This is a genomic window from Actinomadura vinacea (assembly GCF_039532545.1).
Classification (GTDB): domain Bacteria; phylum Actinomycetota; class Actinomycetes; order Streptosporangiales; family Streptosporangiaceae; genus Spirillospora; species Spirillospora vinacea.
In genome coordinates this window covers 195,086-217,225 of sequence record NZ_BAAARW010000011.1, presented here as the reverse complement: position 1 = coordinate 217,225, position 22,140 = coordinate 195,086, and the positions used below count along the sequence as shown (strand labels likewise).

Annotated in this window: 12 protein-coding genes; 3 read left to right on the top strand and 9 right to left on the bottom strand. The window is 76.0% G+C overall.

Annotated elements, in window-relative coordinates:
• Positions 1–51: 51 nt before the first annotated feature.
• Together ABD340_RS12705 and ABD340_RS12700 are read left to right on the top strand one after the other, a co-directional pair.
• Positions 52–420: a DUF6191 domain-containing protein gene (locus ABD340_RS12705; RefSeq protein WP_344589054.1), complete on the top strand. Its 369-nt coding sequence runs from the start codon at positions 52–54 to the stop codon at positions 418–420.
• Between the two features lie 66 nt (positions 421–486).
• Positions 487–885 (top strand): hypothetical protein, encoded by a 399-nt coding sequence (locus ABD340_RS12700; protein ID WP_344589052.1) that lies wholly within the window; start codon positions 487–489, stop codon positions 883–885.
• A 21-nt stretch (positions 886–906) separates the two neighbouring features.
• On the opposite strand, the gene ABD340_RS12695 is transcribed toward ABD340_RS12700, so the two are convergent.
• From ABD340_RS12695 to ABD340_RS12655, 9 genes are all read right to left on the bottom strand, one after another.
• Positions 907–1,833: a hypothetical protein gene (locus tag ABD340_RS12695; protein ID WP_344589051.1), complete on the bottom strand. Its 927-nt coding sequence runs from the start codon at positions 1,831–1,833 to the stop codon at positions 907–909.
• Positions 1,830–3,755, bottom strand: coding sequence for a class I SAM-dependent methyltransferase (locus tag ABD340_RS12690; protein WP_344589049.1), 1,926 nt, complete (start codon positions 3,753–3,755; stop codon positions 1,830–1,832). Before ABD340_RS12690 ends, ABD340_RS12695 begins: the two co-directional genes overlap by 4 nt.
• A complete protein-coding gene (locus ABD340_RS12685; protein ID WP_344589047.1) occupies positions 3,752–5,005 on the bottom strand; it encodes a glycosyltransferase in 1,254 nt (417 codons plus the stop codon). The genes ABD340_RS12690 and ABD340_RS12685 overlap by 4 nt, the downstream gene beginning before the upstream one ends.
• On the bottom strand, positions 5,002–5,850 hold the full coding sequence (locus ABD340_RS12680) for an alpha/beta fold hydrolase (protein WP_344589045.1): 849 nt from the start codon (positions 5,848–5,850) through the stop codon (positions 5,002–5,004). The genes ABD340_RS12685 and ABD340_RS12680 overlap by 4 nt, the downstream gene beginning before the upstream one ends.
• A complete protein-coding gene (locus ABD340_RS12675; protein ID WP_344589043.1) occupies positions 5,838–6,545 on the bottom strand; it encodes an alpha/beta fold hydrolase in 708 nt (235 codons plus the stop codon). The genes ABD340_RS12680 and ABD340_RS12675 overlap by 13 nt, the downstream gene beginning before the upstream one ends.
• A 4-nt stretch (positions 6,546–6,549) precedes the next feature.
• Positions 6,550–6,861, bottom strand: coding sequence for an acyl carrier protein (locus ABD340_RS12670; RefSeq protein ID WP_344589041.1), 312 nt, complete (start codon positions 6,859–6,861; stop codon positions 6,550–6,552).
• Positions 6,858–11,411: a beta-ketoacyl synthase N-terminal-like domain-containing protein gene (locus ABD340_RS12665; RefSeq protein WP_344589039.1), complete on the bottom strand. Its 4,554-nt coding sequence runs from the start codon at positions 11,409–11,411 to the stop codon at positions 6,858–6,860. Before ABD340_RS12665 ends, ABD340_RS12670 begins: the two co-directional genes overlap by 4 nt.
• 34 nt (positions 11,412–11,445) lie before the next feature.
• Complete coding sequence (locus ABD340_RS12660; protein ID WP_344589037.1) at positions 11,446–18,777, bottom strand: SDR family NAD(P)-dependent oxidoreductase; 7,332 nt, start codon at positions 18,775–18,777, stop codon at positions 11,446–11,448.
• Between the two features lie 240 nt (positions 18,778–19,017).
• The gene (locus tag ABD340_RS12655) at positions 19,018–20,073 is read right to left on the bottom strand and encodes an alpha/beta hydrolase (RefSeq protein WP_344589035.1); all 1,056 of its coding nucleotides are present in this window, start codon (positions 20,071–20,073) and stop codon (positions 19,018–19,020) included.
• A 271-nt stretch (positions 20,074–20,344) separates the two neighbouring features.
• Between ABD340_RS12655 and ABD340_RS12650 the strand changes: the two genes are divergently transcribed.
• Positions 20,345–22,123 (top strand): RelA/SpoT family protein, encoded by a 1,779-nt coding sequence (locus ABD340_RS12650; RefSeq protein WP_344589033.1) that lies wholly within the window; start codon positions 20,345–20,347, stop codon positions 22,121–22,123.
• The last annotated feature ends 17 nt before the right edge of the window (positions 22,124–22,140 follow it).

Here is a 22,140-nt window from a genome sequence, read left to right as displayed (position 1 = left end):
CCGTGGGCGATCGGCGGGATAAATTCGGAGTTCCATCGCGTTGGAGTTCGTGTGAAGTCACCCTTCCGTCGCCGCAAGCGCGTCAAGGGCCGTGCCATGGGCACCGCCAAGCCGTCGACCGAGCCGGAGGTCGTCGAATGGCCCCAGGAGGGCACCGGCAAGACGTCCCTGATGGGCGCGATCCGCGGGGACGGCGAGACCGGTGCCGGGTTCGGCGGGGGCATGTTCGAGGATCTGGCCTCGGCGTTCGAGGGCTCCAAGAAGGTCAAGATGGAGGAGCAGGAGGCGCAGAAGACGCGCCGCCAGGACGACCACGAGCAGGCCGGCGACACCGCCGCGCGGGACGACCTGCAGTCGGGCAAGATCCGCATCCGGCGGTCTCCGGCGCCGGGACCGCCCGAGCCCGGGCAGTCCTCGTAGCGCCGGTAAGGAACGTATGACCTCGCCGCATCGAACAGGAGTTCGAGTCCGGGTTATCGTGAGGATGTGAGCACGTACGTACCGCCCGGCTGGCCGTCCCAGGTCCACCCGCCGGGCGCCGAGCGTTTCGAGGACACCGCGGTGGCCTGGCTGCTCGAACTCGTGCCGCCCGAATACCGCCGGTACGGGGTGCTGCGGCGCTACCCGGTGACGCTGGCCAGGATGGCCCGGCAGCATGTGAACGCGTCCCTGGAGGCGGCCAGGGAGGGGTTCCGCACGGCCCGGGTCGATCTGGGCGAGGTCGTCCCGCCGCACGGGATCGAGGCCGTGCTCGACACCTACCGCCGGGAGGGCGGGCGCCTGGTGACCCAGCTCCAGGGCATCGAGCTGGTGGAGACGGCGCTGCACGGCCTGGCCCAGCCCGACGACCCCGCGTACCGGCGCCCGTTCAAGCCCAAGCTCTGATCGCCTTCATCTCATCGCCTTTCAACGGCCCGCCGGGACGGCGGTCAGGAAGCGGGGCGGGCGGCGGGCCAGACCCGCGAGGCTCGCCTTCACGCTCTTCCGTACGCGGTGGACGGCGGTCACGGGGACCAGCGCGACGGCGCAGCGGCCGACGACCAGCCCGCCCAGCGCCCCGGCCTCGCGGGCGGAGTCGAGGGCGAGGTCGAGGGCCCGCTGTCCCCGTACGTGCCCCCGGTCCAGGAGGGTCCCGAAGGAGTTCAGGTCACGAGCCCGGAGTGCGGCCGCGGCCGTGTCCACCAGGAGCCGATGGCACCTCGCCGCCGGGACGGACCCGCGGACGCCGGCCTCGATGATGAGGAAACGCAGACCCGCCGCGACCAGGTCGCAGGGGACGTGCTCCACCGGCCCGATGCCGTTGACGATCAGCGCCTTGCCTCGTTGGGCGTGCAGGGCCGTCATGTAGGCGGGACGGTCTCCGTCGGCCTCGCGCAGTGCGGGAAGCCCGTGGAGGTCCTGCAGGGCCTGGGACACCGCGCAGAACGTCTCCGCCCCGTTGGGAAGCCCGGTCTCGACCGGCAGCTCGCGGTTCACCACCATCTGGGCCGCGTACACGCCGTGGGCGTGCAGGGCTGCGAGGGCCGGGACGGCCCACCCGGGAGGCACGCCTTCTGTGTGGCGGTCGGCGTGGTGGTTCATCGAGTAGAGGTCGAGAGGGCCCGCCCCCAGCGCGACGATCGCGCCCCAGGGGATGGCCACCGTCAGGGCGCGCCCCGCGTTGGCCCGCCCGGTGTGGGCAGGGCCGCTGTTGAGGAGGGTCAGGGTTCCGGGGACGTGCCGCACGCGGCCGGGGCCGTGCCCGAAGATCCGCTCGAACACGTACGCGGTGATCCGTGCGTCCGGTGCGGCGGCCGGTTCGGCGGCGGCCCGCGAATCGATCGTGCTGATCACCCTTCGTCCTTTCGTGCCAGGAGGCGGTAGGCGTTGCTCGTCCGGGGAACCAGCGGCAGCAGCGTGCGGTCCAGCAGCAGGGCCGTGGCCAGAAGCGGTCCGGCGCAGGCGACGCCGGCCGCGCGCAGCGCGCGTCCGGCGGGACGGGCGAGCCGGTGGCGGCCTACGGGCGGCGCCCAGGGGCGGGCGGGGGACGGCGCGCACGCGGTCAGCGTCGTGAGCACCGAGAAGGCCAGGTCGTGGCGCTGGCGGGCGCGCCGCCGTTCACGTGCCACGATCCGCATCCCGCGCGCCGCCAGGGCCTGTTCGAGATTGCCGATCGGGATCATGTGCAGGTGCTGCGGCTGGAGCCAGGAGCCCCAGAAGCGGCCGAGCAGCCGCGCGACGCGGGACTCGGGGTCGGGCAGCTCGATCAGCAGATGGCCGCCGGACCCGAGGATCTTGACGGCCGCGTCGAGCTCGCGGAACGGGTCGGGCGTGTGCTCCAGGTAGTGGTGCATGCTGACGATGTCGTACCGGCCGGCCAGTTCGTCCACCAGTTCGGGGAGACGGCCCCGGTAGGCGCGCCGCAGCCAGCCCCTGCGCACGCCCGCCTCGACGCCCGCTCCCAGATCGAGGCCGTCGAAGACGGTCTCGGGGAGGATCGTCTTGGCGGCACGGCAGAAGTGGCCGTGGCCGGCTCCGACGTCCAGCCATGTGCGTGGGCCCAGGTTCACGGCGGCCAGCTCCGCGCGCGCTCGGTACGAGTCGCCCTGGGTGGCGAAAAGCAGCTCGCTGGCCTCAGCGCCCAAGCCGTCGTACGCGTCGCGGTAGTAGAACTCAAGGCCCGCCTTGTTGAGCCGCGGGTTCTGGAAGATGTGGCCACATTCGGAACAGCGGTCGAGGGTGAAGCGGCCTGGCTTGCCCTGGACCACGTCCCGGCTGGTCAGATGCTTGTCCAGGGACTTCCCGCCGCACCAGGGGCAGTCATCCCTGGGCACGTCGAAGAAGCGCGACGTGCCGCCGATGAGTTCGACCCTGTAGTACTCCCGGGCTTGTGCGGTCTGCCGCGCCCTTTCCTGCTGCCCTCCGGTCTTGGGAGCGCGTAGGGTCTGCCACCAGTTCCAAGGGGTCTGCACGAGACGCAGCAATACCGACCGATGCAGATCGCGCGGCGTGAGCGGCGTCTTGACGAAAACGACGTACGGCGTGGCGCAATAGGCCGCCACCGCGAACGCGCCCCAGGTGACGTTGCCTGCCAAGGCGAGCCACACCAGGACGTAGCCCAGCATCGACCCGCCCAGGGTCGGCAGGATCGGCACCCCGAGACCGCCCAACCATGCCCTGCGCGCAGCGGAGCCGGATGCGCGCGGGGTGGTGCGGCACGAAACGACCGCCAGGTCCGCGGCGAAGCCCTTGCCTTGGCGACGCGGTTGCGCATACTGCCGCAGCCGGGCCGTGACGGCTCCGTAGTCAGCCGACCCCAAGGGACCGGGTTGAACCTCTGCCCGTCCCAGCACATCGCCTGCCACGACCGTGGCGAACCCTGCGCCGCACCCCGTGGCGAGGGAGTCGTCCCGGTGTTTCTTGAGGTCGAGGTTGCGAGCCAGGTCCAGTGCCCTTTCCACGGGCAGATCCGCAGGAATCAAGTCGAGGATTTGCAGATCGTGAGCGCGCGCATGGGCGAGTGCGGCCCGCCTCACTTGGCCGCTCAGCACGGCCTTCTCCGCGGTGAGCAGTTCGTACGGGCCATACGGCCCCTCCGGCTCGCGGCTGCCGGTGCCCCAGCGCAAGGGCTCGTCCCGCCCGGCCGGGGAGACGCGCGGCAGGGAGGCGACCCGGCCACGCAGGCGCAACGCGTTCAGCAGAACGCCGGCGCCGACGAGGAGCGGCAGCCACGGCCCCGGCTCCCCCGGAACGACGGCGGCCGCGCCCACGGTCACGCCAGCTTCTCCAGGCGGTCGGCGGCGTGTGCCGCGCCCCCCGCGGCCGCGAACGACTCGCCCACGCGGACGGCGGCCTCCCGGTACGCGGCGTTCCCCAGCACCGAGCCCAGCGCGGACCGCAGCTCGCCCGCACCGACCCGGCCGTACCGGACGGTGATCCCCGCGCCCGCGCCCACCACCTGCCGGGCGACGACCGGCTGGTCCGCCCGGATCGGCGCGACGACCAGCGGCAGCCCGTGCGCCAGCGCCTCGCACACGGTGTTGTGGCCGCCGTGCGAGACCACCGCCGACATCCGCTTCAGCAGCGCCATCTGCGGGACGTGCTCGCGGACCAGCACGTTCGGCGGCGGGTCGGGCAGCGCCGCCGGGGGCGCGGCGAACACCGCGCGCACGCCCATGTCCCGCACCGCGTCGGCGGCGGCCCGGAAGAACCGCTCGCCCGCCGGGCCGTCGATCGTGCCGAGCGAGACCAGCACCGCCGGGCGGCCGCCGCCCTCGTCCAGCCAGTGCCACGGGAAGTCGCCCGCCGCCGGCCGGCGCAGCGCGGGCCCGACGAACGCGAAGTGCCCGGGGAAGAACGAGATGTCGCCGATCAGCGCGCCGGTGCTGAACACCAGCACCAGATGGTCGGAGAACCGCAGGTCGAGCAGGTCGTCGATGCCGTGGTCGAGCTGGAACCCGCCGATGAGCTCGCGGATCCACTCCTCGACCAGCGGCATGCCCGCCAGCGGCCGGGCCAGCTCGGCGGAGGTGGTCGCGCAGGTGGCCCAGGGCAGCCCGCGCAGCCGGGCCGCGACCGGGGCGGCCAGCACCTGCTGGTCGGAGATCACCACGTCCGGGTGGAACCGGCCGATCGCGGCCTCAACGCCGGGCATCATCGCGTGCCCGAGCGGGACGATGAACTCCTCCCACAGGAACCGCAGCGCCGCCGGCCCGCGCAGGCGCACCCACTCGTGCCGGGCCTGCTCCAGCCGGGCGGCGAACGCCTCGTCCTCCGCCGTGAAGATCTGCGAACCGCGGCGCAGCAGCCGTTCGAGGACCGACCGCTGGCCCACCCAGGCGACCTTGTGCCCGCGCCGGGCCAGTTCCGCGCCCACCGCCACCGTGGGGTTCACGTGCCCGGTCAGCGGCGGCACTGCGAACAGGAAGCGGCGCCGCGCGCCGTCCTCCGCCGCCTCGGGCGCCGGACGGGCGACCTTGCCGTCGGCGTTCAGCAGCGACGGCACCTTCATCCTGCGCCCGCTCACCGCGCACCGCCCATGCTCAGCAGCGAACGCCGGGGGGCGGGGATCCTCGTGCCCGCGTGGTCGGACAGCCAGGGCAACATGACCTCCAGAAGCTCGGCGGTGCCTTCGGTCAGCACGCTGTGCGCGTGGCCCGCCAGGATGTGCAACGTGCAGTCGGGTGCGGCGCGCAGCAGCAGCCGCCCGGCCTCCCCCACATCGGAGTGCTCGCCGTACACCGCGAGCACCGGGCACGCCAGCGCCGCGAGCGCGCCGGGCGGGACGGGGTCGACGGCCGCCAGGTCGTCCAGCAGGCTGGTGCCGTTGACGAGCGCGTCCGCCGTGGCGGCCTGCCGGCCGTGCCGCCGCCAGCCGATCGACAGGAGCTGGTCGGCCAGCCGGTCGTACTCCAGGACCAGCGCCGACTTGCCGAGGGTGTTGAGCATGTGCTCGGTCCACTCCGCGGGACGCTCGGCGGGCCCGTACGCCTCGACCAGCACCAGCCCGGCGACCCGGCCGGGCCGTGCCAGCGCCGCGTTCAGCGCGATGACGCCGCCGAAGCTGTTGGCCACCAGGTGGACCGGGCCCCGGTGCCCCAGCGCGTCGAGCACGGCGAACAGGTCGTCGGCCTGGTCGGCGACCCCGTACCCGGTAGGGGTGCGCCCGGAGAGCCCGTGCCCGCGCAGGTCGTACAGGACGGCCCTGACCCCGGCGGCGGCGACGGGCCCGGCGAGCGTGTAATAGAAGCTCGACAGGTTGTCCACGACCAGGCCGTGGACGAACACCACGACGGGCGCGTCCCCCGCGCCGTCGCACGGGTCGAGCGTCTGGACGTGGAAGCGGGTGCCGCGTGCGCTCACATCAGGCATGCGCGGTGCACCTCCCTGTCCAGGAAGTCTTCGAGCAGGGGCGCCAGGAGGTGCCGCGCGGTGATGTGGACGTCGTGCCCGCCGGGCAGGACGTGGCAGCGGGCCGCCGGCAGCGCCCGGCCGACCAGGTCCAGGGCCGCGCGGAACGGCGACTCCGCGCCGGCGACCGCCAGCACCGGCAGGCCCTCCAGCCCGGCCAGCACGTCGGCGGTGACGGGCGGCTCGGCGGCGACCTCGTCCAGGACCCGGGTGTGCTCGACCAGCGCGCGCACCCGGCTCCGCCGCCCCGACTCGCGCATCCCCGGCACGGAGGCCAGGGCCCCCGCGAACGGCGGATCGATCAGCGCCAGCCGGGTCACGCGTCCCGGGTGGTCGAGCGCGAACCGGACCGCGACCGCGGCGCCGTAGCTGTGCCCCGCCAGCGCGAACGGCGGCAGGCCGGCGGTCAGCGCCGCCAGGTCGGCGGCCATGTCGGCGGTGCCGTAGCCGGACGGGGTGCGCTCGCTCAGCCCGTGCCCGCGCCAGTCCGGAAGCCGTACCGGACGGGTGCGGGCCAGCGCCGGGGCGACGGTGAAGAACCAGGACGCGGCGCTGCCGGTGAACAGCCCGTGCAGCATCACCAGCGGCACGCCGTCCGCCGGGCCCAGGTCGACGACGTTGAAGCGCGCGCCGCGCGCGTGCACGAAGGCGGCCAACTGCTCAGGCTCCGTGGTCCGCGTGCACGGCCTGGGATTCGTCACGCCGCGACTCGATGTGGCCGACCAGGTCCCCGACCGTCAGCGCCATGATCTGGTCCAGGTCCAGGCCGGCCACGAGGGCGGCGAGGTCGGCCCGGTCGCCGTACCTGCGCCGCAGCCGCTCGGCCAGCGCGACGAATTCGATGCTCTCCAGCGCCAGGTCGTCGTTCAACCTGGTCTCCGGCCCCACCTCGACCTCCAGCAGGAAGTCGTCGCCGACCACGTCGACCAGCATCTGGACGACCTCGGCGAGGACGCCGTCCGCGCGTGTCATGCCCACTGCTCCCCCGTTCCATCGTTCCCGGTCCCGCTGCCGTTGTCCCGCGCGGCCGTCCAGGCCACGGCGTGCCCGTCCAGCAGGCACGACTCCACCGCGCCCGCCCCGGCGACGAGTGCCGCGGCGGCCTCGATCGCGCGGTGCGCCGCCGCGCCGCCCCCGTCCGTTGCCCCGTCCGGATCCCCGACCGGCACGACGGCGATACCGGCGGGCTCGGGCGCGGCCCGGACGAGCGCCGCGCCCAGGTCTGCGGTACTCGCCACCGCCACGGCCAGTTCCGTCTCGAACGGCCCCGTCACGAACGGCCGCCCGCGCCCGGCGCCGTCGGCCGGGGCGAGGTCCTCGTGGACGGTCAGCTCGGCCGGGAACAGCGGGCCGTGGCCCCGTTCCCACAGCCAGTGCCGGACGGCGTCCTTGATCGCGATCCGGCCGAGCAGCCACGGGCCGCGCTCGCGCGGCCGCAGCCGGTGGTAGGTCTCCCGCTCGGCGGCGCCGAGGTACTGCCGCATCAGCAGGTCCCGCGCCGACGACCCTTCCCAGTGCCGGCGGGCCAGGCACCAGCCGCCCGGCTGCGGATCGCCGACCCCCGACACCTCCGGGGTGAACTTCATCCGCCACACCGCCTCGTCGGTGGTGAAGCGGCGCGTGGTCCAGCCCTCGATCCGCCCCCATGCGGCGCCCCCGGCCGACCGCACCATCTCCACGTCGTACTTGACCGTCGCGTCCGACATCGAGCGGTTCCAGACCGTGACGTCCAGGCGCTCCCCCGCACGCGGCGGCGGGCCGTAGAAGGAGACCCGGCCGATCCCGATGGGGAAGACCGTCTGGTCCTTCTCCCCGTACACCTGGATCCAGTGCCCGCACAGCTGGCCCGCGCTGTCCAGCAGCGCGCCGGGCGTGGCCGACGCCACCAGCACGCCGCGCAGCCCGTCGCCGGCCATCGCGGAGATCTCCGAGACGCCCTGGAAGAGCGGCCCGTGGAACATCCACCGCTCGTCGTAGAGCTGCGCGGCCGTCACGGGCGGCGGGCCCTCCCCGTCCAGCGGCCTGCGGTCGTCCAGGACGCGCAGCGGGACGGCCGGGTAGCGGCCGGCCAGCAGCACGGTCCCGTCGGCGTGCCCCTGGATCGACACCCGCACCCGGCGCGGCCCGGCCGCGCCGCCACGGACGAGCTGGGCGCGGATGTCGGCCGTGGTCGGCGGGCAGGCCACCACCCAGCGCAGCGCCCGCACGTCCTCGAACCCGATGACCACCAGCTCGGGCAGCAGCTCCCGCGCGGTCTCGGCCATCACCTCCAGGAGCGTGGTCAGCGGGACGACCGGGAACCGGTCCGACATCTCCCGCCACCCGGCGGGCTGCTGGACCACGCAGTGGTCGGTGAGGTACGGCATGGCCTCCAGCGAGAACGTGCGCGAGGTGGTCAGCTCCGTCACCTCGGGCGCGCCGGGGCCGTCCCGCCACGCCCGGCCCGGGAACGGCGGCCGTCCCGCCCCGATGCCGCCCTCGCCGGAACCGCCGAGGCCCGGGTCGATCTCGATGTCGTGGCCAGGCTCGTCGTCGTCGGCGGCGCCGCCCGGGCCGAGCGCGTCCACGACGCTCTGCGCGCTGGCCGCGGCCTCCCGCAGCAGCGCGTCGAGCTCGGCCATCACCGGGTCGCGGGCGGGCAGCTCCGGCCAGCCGGCGTCGTCGCCGGGCCGCGGCGCCGCCAGTCCCGGACCGTACAGCGGCGCGACCGCCCCCTCGAGCCGGACGAGCGGCGTGCCCAGCTCGAGCCGGATGCCCGTCGGCCCCCGGTGGCCGCCCGCGTCGTCGGCGCCCGGGAACGTCGCCGGCCCGGGACCGGACGCCCCGTAGCCCTCGGCCCAGAGCGCGGCCACGACCCGGCGCAGCTGCGCCATCCCGTCCCGCTTGGGCACGTTCACCGCCATCGCCAGGTGGTCGCGCGCGCCCAGCCGGTCGCCCACGAACCCCGTCAGGCTGCCCGGCCCGACCTGCACGAACGCCCGGACGCCCCAGCCGTACAGCTCCTCGACCAGCTCGCTGAACCGCACCGGCTCCAGCAGGTGCCGCAGGATCAGCTCGCGCACCTCGGCCGGCCCGGCGGGGAACGGCGCGACCGTGGTGGCCGACCACACCGGGTACCGCGGTTCCCGGATCGGCAGCGCCTGGAACGAGCGCCGCGCCGAGTCCAGGTGCACCTCCGCCAGCGGCGAGTGGAACCCGGACCGGAAGGGCAGCTCCTGCCCCAGGACGCCCTCGGCGGCGAGCCGCCCGAGGACCTCCCGGACGGCGGCCGGGGGCCCGCAGATCACCGACTGGTGCGGGCAGTTGTCGTGGCTGACGACCACGTCGCGGATGCCGCCGAGGATCTCCTGGGCGCGGTGCGCGCCGCAGCCGAGCGCCGCGTACACCGCATCCGGCGTCCGGATCGGCGGTTCCCGGTCGAGCGCGGCGAGGAAGGAGTCGACCGCGTCCGGCGGGTACATCCCCGAGACGATCATGGCGGTCCACTCGCCGAGGCTGTGCCCGGCGGCCACGTCCGGTTCGATGCCCAGCCGGGCCAGCGCGGCGGCCAGCAGCCGGCCGGCGGCGATCACGTCGGCGGCGTGGCCGAGCAGGTCGGCGCGGCCGGTCAGCCGCGGCGCCGCCATCCCGAAGTGCGCGGCGATGTCGTCGATCCGGGGCTCGAAGGCCGGCTCGAAACCGGGGAACAGGAACGCGGTGCGGCCGCCCTCGCCGCCGAGCATGGGACGCGGCGCGAACCAGATGTCGCTGCGGCCGCGCCACGGCGTCCCCCGGGCCACGACGGCGCGGGCGAGGTCGAGCTTGCGGGGGCCGGGCTCCACGATCGCGACCCGGCAGCCCGGCCGCCCACCGCCGCGGCCGCCCCCGGCGGCGGGTTCGCCGCACGCCATGACCTCCTCGTCCGGGCGCGACAGCAGGTCGGCGAGCTCGTCCGGGGACGCCGCGGAGAGCCGCAGCACCGGCTCTCCCTCCGGCCCCGTCTCCGGCCCCGCGCCCGCCGCGGAGATCCGCCGCGATGCGCGTCCGGTGCCCACCGCGGCGGCGGACACCGGCGCGGACACCGGCCCGGATATCGGCATGGACGCCGCGACCTCCTCCAGGACCACGTGGGCGTTCACGCCGCCGAACCCGAACGCGTTCACCACGGCGCGGCGCGGCACACCGCCGCCCGGGGGCTCCCACTCGGCCCGCTCCCGCACCGGGCGCAGCCGGGTCCCGGCGAGCGCGGCGTGCGGCTCCTCGATGTTGAGGGTGGGCGGCAGCACGCCGTCCCGCAGCGCGCACACCGCCTTGATCAGCCCGGCCATCCCGGCCGCGGGCATCGCGTGCCCGATCATCGACTTGACCGTGCCCAGCCACAGCGGCGGCCCGCCGCCGGCCGCGCCGCCCGGCGCGGTCCCGAACACGCGGCGCAGCGTGGCCAGCTCGGCCTCGTCCCCGGCCGGGGTCGCGGTGCCGTGCGCCTCGACCAGGCCGGCCGCGCCCGGCGCCGACGGGTCCAGGCCGGCGTCCCGCCAGGCCCGCTCCACCGCGAGCACCTGGCCGTCCACCAGCGGGCTCATGATCCCGCCGGCCCGGCCGTCGCTGGAGGACCCGACGCCGCGGATCACCGCGTGCACCCGGTCGCCGGCGCGTTCGGCGTCGGCCAGCCGCTTCAGCAGCACCATCCCGGTGCCCTCGGCCAGCAGCGTGCCGTCCGCCGCCCGGTCGAACGGGCGGATCCGCTCGGTGCGGCTCAGCGCCCGCAGCCGGCTGAACACGCTCCACACGGTGACGTGGTGCGCGTGGTGCACCGCCCCCGCCAGCATCGCGTCGCACTGCCCGGAGCGCAGCGCCCGGACCGCGTGCTCGACCGCAAGCAGCGACGAGGCGCACGCCGCGTCCAGCGTGTACGCGGGGCCGCGCAGGTCGAACCGGTTGGCGACGCGGGACGCGGCGAAGCTGGGCACCAGCCCACCGGAGTCCTCGGCCCGGCCCAGCCTGGCCCGGAACGCCGCGCCGATCTCGGCCAGCCGCACCCCGTCCAGCTCCGGCAGCAGCTCGGCCAGCAACCCGGTCAGCTGGTGCGAAACGCTGACCAGCTGGTCGAAGCGGGCCACACCCGGGGTGAGGTAGCCGCCGCGGCCGATCACCACGCCGATCCGCTCCCGGTCCGGCAGCCGGTCCTCGCCGCCCGCGTCCGCGATCGCCTCGGCGGCGGTGCGCAGCGCCAGCAGCTGGTCGGGCTCCATCCCGGCCACCGCCGCGGGCATGATCCCGAACCGGGCCGGGTCGAAGGTGGCCAGGTCGTCGACGAACCCGCCCCGGCGGCAGTAGAACCGGTCGCTCTCGGGCGGGCGGTCGTACGCGCCCGGGTCGTAGTAGATGTCGGGGTCCCAGCGGTTCGGCGGGACGTCGCCGATCGCGTCCACGCCGTTCTGGACGTTGCGCCAGAACGCGGCCGCCGTCCCCGCCCCCGGGAAGATCGCCCCGAGGCCGACGACCGCGATCGGCTCGCCACCCGTCCCGTTGCCGTCGCTCATGGCCCCCACCTGGCCGCCGCCGTGCCCTCGCCGTTCACGCCCGCACCCCCGTGAAGACCACCTGGACCTCGGTGCCGTGCGCGATCTCGCGCAGCAGCGCCGCCACGGCCGCGTCCGGATCGATCAGCGGGACGCCCCGGCGGGCGTACTCGCGGGCCAGCTCCGGCGTGACCATCCCGCCGCCCGCCCAGGGCCCCCAGTCGGCCGTCAGCACCCGGCCGGCGAGCCTGGTGCGCCACGCGCGGGCGAGGGTGTCGCACGCGTCGTTGGCGGCGGCGTAGTCGGCCTGGCCGCGGTTGCCGCGGACGCCCGAGGCGCTCCCGAGGACCACGAAGAACCCGACGTCCGGGCGGACGGAGGCGGCCAGCGCGCAGGCCCCGTCGACCTTGGTCCGGTAGACCCGGGTGAAGGAGGCCGGGTCCTTGTCGCGGACCAGCCGGTCCTCCAGGACGCCCGCGCCGTGCACCACTCCGTCGAGGCGGCCGTGCCGCGCGTAGACGTCCTCCACCAAGGCCCGGACGGCTTGGGTGTCGCGTACGTCCAGGGCGTGGTAGCGGACGGAGGCGGCGTGGCCGCGCAGCCCGTCCAGCGTGCCGGCGACCTCCCGGGCGGCGAGGATCCGCCGCAGCTCCGCCTCGATCTCGGCGGGCGTGCGTCCGCCGCCGCGCGCCACCAGGGCGCGGCGCAGGGCCGGCTCGTCGTACGCGTCGGCGACGAGCGGGTCGGGCCGCTCGGCGCCGGGCAGCGGCGTGCGGCCCACCAGCTCGATGTGGCAGCCCGTCGTCCGGGCCAGCTCACGGGCCACCCGGGCGGTGATGCCGCGCGCGCCTCCGGTGAGGAGCACGACGCCGTCCGCGTCGAGGCCGAGGCCGGCCGCGTCGCCGCCCGGTGGCCGGGCGGGGAGCCGGAGCTCGGCCGGGACGAGGGTCAAGGTCCGCCGGGTCTCGCCGTCATGGCCGACGTCCACCGGCGCGTCCGGGTCGGCCATCTCGGCGAGGATCCGCAGCGCCACGGCGCGCGGGCTGTCCTTGGCGTCGACGTCGACGGCGCGCACCAGCACCTCCGGGTACTCCAGCGCCAGCGTCCTGGCCAGGCCGCGCAACCCGGCCCCGGGCGTCGGGTCGCCGGCGTCGCCGCCGCCGTAGCGGCGGCCGAACGTCCCGGCCGTCCCGGTGGCCAGCACGAGCCGGCGCAGGCCGCCGACCAGCGCCGCCCGGATCGGACCGTAGGCGCCCGGCAGCACCGGCCCGCCGCCGGGCCGCAGCGCGGCCAGATGGATCAGTCCGTCGCACGGGCCGTCCGGCTCCATCGGCGTCCGCACCCGCGCGCCGAGGCCCTCCAGCAGCGCGGCCAGCTCCAGCGCGATCCCGGTGCCGTCGTCGACGATCACGAAGTCCCGGCCCGCGAACCGCCCCGGGTCCCCGGCGGGGTCCGGCGCTTCGGGGAGCGGTGTCATGCGCACGACGTGCCGCAGCGGCGCCGTGCCGAGCGTCCCCGCCGCGTCGTCCTGTACCGCGTCGATGGGTTCGGTCGGCGGTCCGTCGGCGGCCTCAGCGGGCGCCGCCGCCGGCCCGCCGAGACGCTCCCCGATCCAGCTGACCAGCTCGGCGATGGTCTTGATGCGGGCCAGCCGCTCGGCGACGGTCTCGTCCAGCCGGGTCCCGGCCGGGGCCAGCCCGACCCGCTCGGCCAGCTCTCCGATGATCTCGGTGCGCTTGATGGAGTCGATCGACAGATCGGCCTCCAGGTCCAGTTCCACGGCCAGCATCCCCTCCGGGTATCCGGTGCGCGCCCCGATCACGTCCAGGACGGCCGACCGGATCTCCGCCGGGCCCGGCGCGGACGGCACGGCGGGGGCGGGCTCCAGGTCGGGCGCGGTCTCCGTGGGCGCGGCCTCGGCCGGCGCGGACGCGGTCACGAGCTCGCCCGGCAGCGCCCTGCGCGGCCCCGGCACCGGCAGCGGCGCACGGGAGCGGACTTGCCGCGGGAGCCGCGGGGCGGTCCCCGACGGCGGCGGATCGGCGGCCAGGTAGTTCAGCACCACCTCGCGCTGGGCCGCGATGATCTCCCGTCCCGAGCGCAGGAACTCCAGCACCGCCGCCTCGCCCTCCGCGCCGGCCGCGGTGCCCGCCGGCCGCTCCGCGACCCGCCGCTCACGGCCCTGCCCGGTGCCCTGCTCGCTGCCCTGCCCAGTGCCCTGCCGGGTGTCCATCGTCTCCCCCTGCGGCTCGTCCGCGGACGGGAGCGCGATCCGCTCGGCCGGGCGCAGCCCGTCCTTCAGATGGCCGCCGTCGGCGGTGCGTACGAGATGTCCGTTCACGATCCAGCCGGGCGCCGGGAGCCCCTCCGCGCCGCCGGCCGGCAGGGGCCGCGCGTCCCGCCCGGCGAACAGCGGCAGCGGGTCGACCGGAACGCCCGCCACGGCCAGTTCCGCCAGCGCCAGCAGCAGGCCGGTCACGCCGTCCTCGCCGGGCTCGTCCACCGCGACCGCGGTGTGCAGCCGGTCCCCGAGGATCATCCCGGTCAGCTGGGTGAGCACCCGTCCCGGACCGGACTCCACGAAGATCCGGGCGCCCGCCGCGTACATCGCCTCGATCTGCTCCACGAACCGGACCGGCGCGGCGACCTGCCCGGCGAGGGTGGCGCGCAGCTTGGCCGGGTCGGTGTCGTAGGGCACCGCGCCCGAGTTGGACCACACCGGGTACGCGGGCGACCGCAGGTCCCGGGCGTGCAGCGCGGCGCGCAGGCCCGCCGACGCCCCCGCGACCAGCGGGCTGTGGAAGGCGCACGCGACCGGCAGCCGCTTGGCCGCGATCCCGTGCTCGGCCAGCAGTCCCAGCGCCTTCTCCACGCCCGCCGACGATCCGGAGATCACCACCTGGCGGGGCGCGTTGTGGTTGGCGACGACGACCTCGCCGACGCCGTCCAGGGCGGCGCGGACGTCCTCCAGCCGGGCGGCGACGGCCGCCATCGCGCCCGCGTCGTCGTCCCCGCCGCCCGCCCCGGCGGCGTTCAGGACCGCCTCGGCGCGCGCGACGCTCAACTCGATCAGGTCGGCCTCGCCGAAGACCCCGGCGGCGCAGAGCGCGACCAGTTCGCCGTAGCTGTGCCCGCCGGCCAGGTCCGGGCGCACGCCCAGCGCGGTGAGGAGCCGGTGCACCGCCAGCCCGGCGATGCCCAGCGCGGGCTGCGCGACCCGCGTGTCGGTGATCGCCAGGCTCTGCCGCTCCGCCTCCTCAGGACCGAACGCGGCGGGCGGGAACATGGCGGCGGCGTGCCGGCCGTCGCCCAGCCGCAGCAGCCGTTGCAGCCGCGGGAAGGTCACGAACAGGTCCGCCAGCATGTTCGGCCGCTGGCTGCCCTGCCCCGGGTAGAGGAAGGCGACCCGGCCGCCGTGGGCCGTCGCCTCGTCGGCCACGCGCACGCCCGGCGCCGCGCGGAACTCCCGGGCGAGGGCGATCTTCGCGGCCAGGTCGTCCGGGCCGGTGGCCACCAGCGCGACCTGGACGGGCCCCTGGCTCTCGGCGAACGTGCGGGCCAGATCGCGCAGCCGCGGCGGCGCGCCGCCGGCCCAGGACGTGAGCAGCGCGCCGAGCCGGTCCAGCTCCAGGAGCGCCGCGGCCCGGTCGGCCCCGCGGACCAGGAAGAGCTCGGCGGGCCACTCGGCGACCCCGGAGACCGGCTCCGGCGCCCCGTCGTACCCGGCCAGCACCGCGTGGAAGTTCGCGCCGCCGAACCCGAACGCGCTCAGCCCGGCGTACCGCTCGCCCGGCGCCGCCGCCCAGGGCCTGGCCTCCCGGCCGAACGCGAAGGGGCTGGACGCCGCGTCCCACGCCTGGTTGGGCCGCTCCAGGTGCAGGGTGCCGGGCAGCACGCCGGTGTGCAGCGCGTACGCCGTCTTGACCAGCCCGGCCAGCCCGGCCGCGCACTTGGTGTGCCCGATCTGCGACTTCACCGAGCCGAGCGCGGTGCCGCCCGGCCGTGCCCCCGCTTCGGTGAACGCGTCGGTGAGCGTGGCCAGCTCCACCCGGTCCCCGAGCTCGGTGCCGGTGCCGTGCGCCTCCACCAGGCCCACCTGGGACGGGGACACCCCCGCCCGCCGGTACGCGCGATCCAGCGCCCGCCGCTGCCCGTCCGCACGCGGTGCCGTGATCCCGGCGGAGCGGCCGTCGCTGGCCGCCGCCACCGACTTGACCACCGCGTAGATCCGGTCGCCGTCGCGCTCGGCGTCGGCCAGCCGCTTCAGCGCCACGCACGCCACGCCCTCGCCCAGCGCGATGCCGTCGGCGCCGCCGTCGAACGGCGCGCACCGCCCGCGCGGCGAAAGCGCGCGCACGGCGGAGAAGAGCAGGTAGTCGTAGATGCCGTTGTGCAGGTCGGCGGCGCCGCACAGCACCATGTCGCTGCCGCCGGACACCAGCTCCTTGCACGCGGCGTCGAGCGCGGCCAGCGACGCGGCGCAGGCGGCGTCGACTGTGTAGTTGGCGCCGCCGAGGTCCAGCCGGTTGGCGATCCGCCCGGCGATCACGTTGGTGAGCACGCCCGGGCAGGAGTCCTCGGTGAGGCGCGGGAGCTGCTCGTCCAGACCGGCCGGGACCCTTCCGTAGTAGAGCGGCAGCAGTGCCCTGGCCCCGTAGGCGTTGCCCAGGTCGGTACCGGCCTCCGCGCCGAAGAACACCGAGGTGCGGGAACGGTCGAACGGCCGGTCCGCGTACCCCGCGTCCCGCAGCGCCCGCGCGGCGACCTCCAGGCCGAGCAGCTGCATCGGATCGACGCTGGCCAGGGACGCCGGCGGGATGCCGTACGCCAGCGCGTCGAACGGGACGTCCGGGATGAACCCGCCCCACTTGGACGGGGTCTTGGCGCCCGCGCCGCCGTCCTCCCCCACCGCCGCCGGATCGAAGTAGATCTCCGGGTCCCAGCGCTCGGCGGGCACCTCGGAGACCGCGTCCACGCCGCGGACGACGTTCGCCCAGAACGACGCGGCGTCGGCGGCCCCGGGGAACACGCAGCCGATGCCGACGATCGCGATGTCCATCGGCCGCCCGGCCGCGCCGCCCGCGGCGTCCGCCCGCCCCGGTCCGGCGAGGCCGAGCCTGGCGGCCCGGCTGGCCAGGAAGAACGTCGCGCCCGTGCTGACCTGCTCGTGCAGGCCGGTGATGCTGGTCGACGACCAGCGCAGCGCCGCCACCTGGCCGAGCATGTACATGCCCTCGGCGCGCTGCTCGTCGGCGTCCACCGGGGTGAGGTCGCCCGCGCCGGTCCCTTCGCCGCTCCCCGGCGGGTCGTCCTGGACGGGCCCGCGCCGCAGCCCCTTGCTGGCGATCCGCAGCCGGCCCAGGTTGAGCTCCTCCAGCCGCCGCCACATCTCCTGCGGCGGCGTGCCGGCCTCCGCCAGGCGGCGCCGCTCCTCCTCGAACGTCCCGGCGTACCGGGTGCGGGCGCACCGTGTCGCGTGCCCCGGCGAGGTCTCCAGCAGGATGGTCCCGTCGCACTCGATCGCGGCCTGCTGGAACTCCGGAACGATCGCGCCGGCCGCGACCGCCTCCGAGGTGAACAGGTACGCGGTGCCCATGAGGACGCGGATCCGCACGCCGCGCTCGGCGAGCGGCCCGGCCAGCGCCGCGACCATCGCCGCCGACCGCTCGTCGTGGATCCCGCCCGCGAACATCACCGACATCGCGCCGGCCGCGCCCTCGTGCGCGTCGCAGAACTCCAGCAGCCGCCCGACCTGCGCCTCCCACAGCGGGAAGCCGGCCAGCGGCCCGACATGCCCGCCGCACTCGGCGCCCTCGAACACGAACCTGCGGGCGCCCTCGGCGAGGAACCGCTCCAGCAGTCCAGGCGACGGGACGTGCAGATACGTCCTGATCCCGGCCGCCTCCAGCGACTCGGCCTGGGCGGGACGGCCACCGGCGATCAGCGCGTACGGCGGCCGTGCGGCCCGGATCGCACCGAGCTGGGCGGCGCGCAGGTCGGGCGGCGCGAAACCGAGCACGCCCACCCCCCAGGGCCGGTCGCCGAGCCGGTCGGCGGTCTCCAGCAGCAGGTCGCGGGCCTCGGCGCCGTTCATCAGCGCGAGCGCCAGGAACGGCAGCCCGCCGTCCCGCGCGACCGCCGCCGCGAACGCCGGCCGGTCGCTGACCCGCGTCATCGGGCCCTGCGCCACCGGGTACGCGCGGCCGCCCCCGGCGGCCGAGGCCGTCCCGGACGCCTCGCCGGACGCCGGGCCGGAGGTCTCGGCGCGGGCCAGCGGCTCGGTGCGCACGGCGGCGCGGATGCTGTCGGCGATCTGCGCCCGGACGGCCTGCACCACGCCGCCCGCCGTCCGGTACCGGTCGGCGAGCGGGCGGGCGAACGCGCCGTCCTGCCCGACCGGCAGCAGCCGGGTCCGCAGTCCGGTCGCGCCGAGCCTGGTGTTGACCGCGGCGGGCCCGAGCCCGTCCAGCGCGATCTCGGGCAGGTCGGGACGGGTGTACACGCGATGCCCCGCGACGATCCGGGTCTGCGAGCCGTCCATGGCCGACAGCGCGGCGGCGACGTCGCCGGGCAGGTCCATCTCCCGGACCAGTGCCAGCTGGGCGTCCAGCACCACGCCCGCGGCCCCGCCCGCGACCGCCGCCGCGGCGGTGTGCGGGCCGATCCCGCCGGACGCCCACACCGGCACGCCCAGCCGGGAGTCCCCGAGCAGCCGCTGGAGCAGCACGAACGTGGACAGCTCACCGACCCGGCCGCCGCCCTCGCGGCCCCGCGCGATCAGCCCGTGGCCGGAGCCGCCGAGGTCGCGGAGCGCGGCCAGCAGGCGGACGGCCGCGGTCGCCTCCTCGGCGTTCACGATCTCGATCAGCAGCCGCCGCCCGCCCTCCGCGAACCGCCGGGCGTCGATCAGACCGCCGGCGGCGCCGTCGTCGGCCGGCTCGCCCGCGGGCCGCCCCGGCACCGGCGGGACGGGCCGGGCGGCCGGGCGCAGCCGCACCGTCCAGGCGCCCTCATCGTCGGCATCGTCCTCGTAGCCGGCGGCGGCGTCCGGCGCGGGCTCCGGGCGCTCGCCCGGCGGGCGCGGGGCGGCGGCGTCGGGCCGCGAAACCTCGACGGGCCGCAGCGCATGGAAGTCGATCACGACCGTGCCGACCGCGTCCGGCAGATCCTCCGGCCGCACCGCGCAGCCCGCCTGGACACGGACCCCGAACGGGCCCCGCCACCAGCGGCCGACATCGGCCAGCGCGGCGAGGGCGGCCGCCCGGTCGGTCCCCAGGTCCAGCACCCCGACGCCGCCGGCCCGGGCCACCGCCACCGTGAGATGGGGCGCGGGCCGCCCGAACGGCGAAATGCCGATGATCTCACCCGCGTCGACCTCAGCCGTCATGCACGTGCCCCCCGACCGTCCCGTGCGCCCGGCCACACCCTCCGGCCGCGCGGCTCGAAACCCTGGCTGCCTCAACGGCGAGCAACACTACGGTCGGTCACGCCACGACCACGCAGCCGACACACGGGCGGCACGGCCGATTACAGAAAGTGGAAAGGATTCCTAGAGACTCTCTTGACACAAGGAAAAACCGGGTGACCGACGATCACCCGGCCTCTCAACGGAAGGTGCCCCGCGCGGTCACAGCCCGGCGGCGGCCGCCCGGCGGTGCGGGCGGATGCCGTGCCGGACGATGCCCTCGTCCAGCCAGCGGTCAAGCCGCGCCCACGTGGTCGTGCGGGCCGCCAGCCCGGTCAGCGCCCCCAGATGGCCGCCCGGCACGGCCTCGAAACGGACCTCGGGCGCGCCGTGCAGCAGCCTGGTGAACGGGTGGACCGCGCTCACCGGGGCGAGCTTGTCGGAACGGCCCGCGACGGCCAGCACCGGCACCCGCACGGCGCCCAGCGGGATCCGCCGCCCGCCGACCGCGATTTCGCCGCGCGCGGCCGTCTCCCGGTCCCCCAGAAGCGCCGAATAGACCTCCCGGACGGGCCGTCCCGGAGCGGCACCGGCCAAGGCGTGAAAATGATCGAACGCTTCGTCCTGCGCGAGATATTCGGTGCTGTCGATATTGGCCAATGTCCGGTATTCGCGTTTCAGCCGGGCGGCGGGAGCGACCAGTCGCCCGATGACGGACCGCGCCGTGGCCACCTCCGGCCCGTCCATGCGGGACGGCGTGCCGACCATCGCGACCGAGGCGACCGGCAGGCCCGGATCGACGGCCGCGGCCAGCAGCGCGAAGAGCCCGCCCAGGCACCAGCCGACCAGCTGGACGGGCTGCCCCGAGGCGTCCCGGCTGACCGTCCGGACCGCCTCCGGCAGCACCTCCCCGATCCACCCCTCGACACACTCCTCGATCCACTCCGGCGCACCGTCCCGCGCCGTCGCCGCCGGGCCGTCCGGACCGTGATCGAGCAGGTAGCTGCGCCGTCCGGCGCTCACCACATGCTCGGCGAGGCTGCAACCGCGGCGCAGGTCGTAGCAGCGCGCCGGGGCGGCCGGCGGCGGCACGAACAGCACCGGCGGCCCGGCCGGCACCACCCCCTCCGGGCCGCGGTAGCGGTAGACCGACGACCGCAGAGGGCCGGCGCCGACGGCCTCCGCGGGCATCGGCCGCAGATCGGCGACATGCCCGTACAGCACCTTGCCGGCGACGTTGGAAACGGCGGCGCGAAGGTTCCGGGAAGACACGAACATCGTGATATTCCAGCTCTATTCGGCGGGCCTGTGAAAAGCGGCACGGGAGCCGCCGCGGCGGGCCGGCGGCTCGCCCGGCTTCCCGTCCGCATTCTCGCACCGCGCACCGGGGGGAGAATCACGGCGCCGTGAAGGGCGTGTTAATTCGCCTTGACATCCGGCTCTGGAACACCTGGAATGGAAACCCGAAAATCGACCGGCCGGCCGCCGGGCGGGATGCGCGATGACGACCCTCAATCCGACAGGTTCGATCACCCCACCGGGAAGCCCCGTGGCACCCGGTGCCGGTGCCCCGCGCGCCCGAGCCGCCGGCGCCCGAGCCCCGCGCGCCCGGGTCATGCTGCGCCCGGCGATGCCGGGCCCCCGGCGCGGCCGCCCGCGAGCCCGGCACGACCGCGCGCTGCCCGCCGATGCCGTCCAGCCCGCCGTGGCGCCGCTGCTGGCCGTCCACCGCGCCGCCGCACCGGGCGCCGACCAGCGCGGGCTGCTGCGCGGGTACGAGGTCGCCGAGCGCCTCCACCAGGGCCAGCTCCGCAAGTCCGGGGCGCCCTACATCACCCACCCTCTCGCGGTCACGATGATCCTGGCCGGCCTGGGCATGGACACCACCACGCTGGTGGCGGCGCTGCTGCACGACACCGTGGAGGACACCCCCTACACCCTCGGCGAGTTGCGCGCCGACTTCGGCGAGGAGGTCGCGGTGCTGGTGGACGGGGTGACCAAGCTGGACGGCGAGCGCTGGGGCGAGCGGGCCGAGGCCGAGACCTTCCGCAAGATCGTGCTGGCGGCCGCCGCGGACCTGCGGGTGCTGGTGATCAAGCTGGCGGACCGCCTGCACAACCTGCGCACGCTGGGCTTCCAGCCCGAGCACAAGCGGGCCAGGTACGCCAAGGCCTCGCAGGAGTTGCTGGTGCCGTTCGCCGAACGGCTGGGCATCCACATGCTCAAGCGGGAGATGGACGATCTCGCCTTCGCCGCCCGCGACCCGGCCGCCCACCTTTCCGCCGCGGCCGCCGTGCGGACCGCGCTGCGCGACGCCGAGCCCGCGTTCGGCCCGGCGCTGGCCCGGCTCCGCATCGCCCTGGCCGAGCAGCGGATCACCGGACGGGTCTCCATCCGGCCCCGCCACCTGTACGCGGTGCACCAGGAGCGCGAGGGCGACCTGGACGGGCTGCGGCCCTGCGACGCGGCCCGGCTGCTGATCCTCGTCGACGGCGACGAGCGCGACTGCTACATCGCGCTCGGCGCCGTGCACGCCGCGCTGCACCCGATCCCCGGCCGGGTCAAGGACTTCATCGCGCTGCCGAAGTTCAACCTGTACCAGTCGCTGCACACCCGGGTGATCAGCCCGGACGGCGACCTGCTCGATGTGATCATCCGCAGCCGGGCGATGCACCCGGTGGCCGAGTACGGCATCGTCGCGCACATCCGGGAGGCCGGCACCGCCGCGGCCGGGGCGGTCGCCGGACGGCGCGACCTGGTCTGGCTGAGCCGGCTGCTGGCCTGGCAGTCCGACGCGCCCTCCGCGGCGTTCCTCGACAGCCTGCGCGCCGATCTGGCGCCCGGCGACGTCGCGGTGTTCACCCCGTCCGGCGAGGTGGTCGCGCTGCCCGGCGGCGCGACCGCGCTCGACCTGGCCTACGCCCTCGGCCCCGAGACCGGCGACCTGTGCATCGGCGCGCTGGTCAACGGCCGGCTCGCGGCGCTGTCGACGGAGCTGCGCAGCGGCAACGTGGTGGAGATCCTGACCGAGCCCGGCGGCGGCCCGTCCGAGGACTGGCTGGGCTTCGCGGTGACCGCACCGGCCCGCGTGCGCATCCGCCGTTCGCTGGACCGCTGCCGCGCCGAGGAGGCGGCCGCCGCCGGGCGCCGCGAGCTGCTGCGGGCGCTGGCCGCGCGCCGGGTCGACCTGCTGGCCGCCGAGGCGCACGGCGACTCGCTGCGGATCGCGCGGGCCCTGGGCCACGAGGAGGTCGACGGGATGTACGCGGCCCTGGCCACCGGCTCCCTGGCCCTGGACGACCTCCTCGCCCGCTTCACCGGCGCCTGACCCCGGCCTACTCTGAA

Coding starts and splice junctions, on each gene's coding strand:
- ABD340_RS12680 (WP_344589045.1), bottom strand. CDS start 5,850: ATGCCTGATGTGAGCGCACGCGGCACCCGCTTCCACGTCCAGACGCTC.
- ABD340_RS12670 (WP_344589041.1), bottom strand. CDS start 6,861: ATGACACGCGCGGACGGCGTCCTCGCCGAGGTCGTCCAGATGCTGGTC.
- ABD340_RS12665 (WP_344589039.1), bottom strand. CDS start 11,411: ATGAGCGACGGCAACGGGACGGGTGGCGAGCCGATCGCGGTCGTCGGC.
- ABD340_RS12660 (WP_344589037.1), bottom strand. CDS start 18,777: ATGACGGCTGAGGTCGACGCGGGTGAGATCATCGGCATTTCGCCGTTC.
- ABD340_RS12655 (WP_344589035.1), bottom strand. CDS start 20,073: ATGTTCGTGTCTTCCCGGAACCTTCGCGCCGCCGTTTCCAACGTCGCC.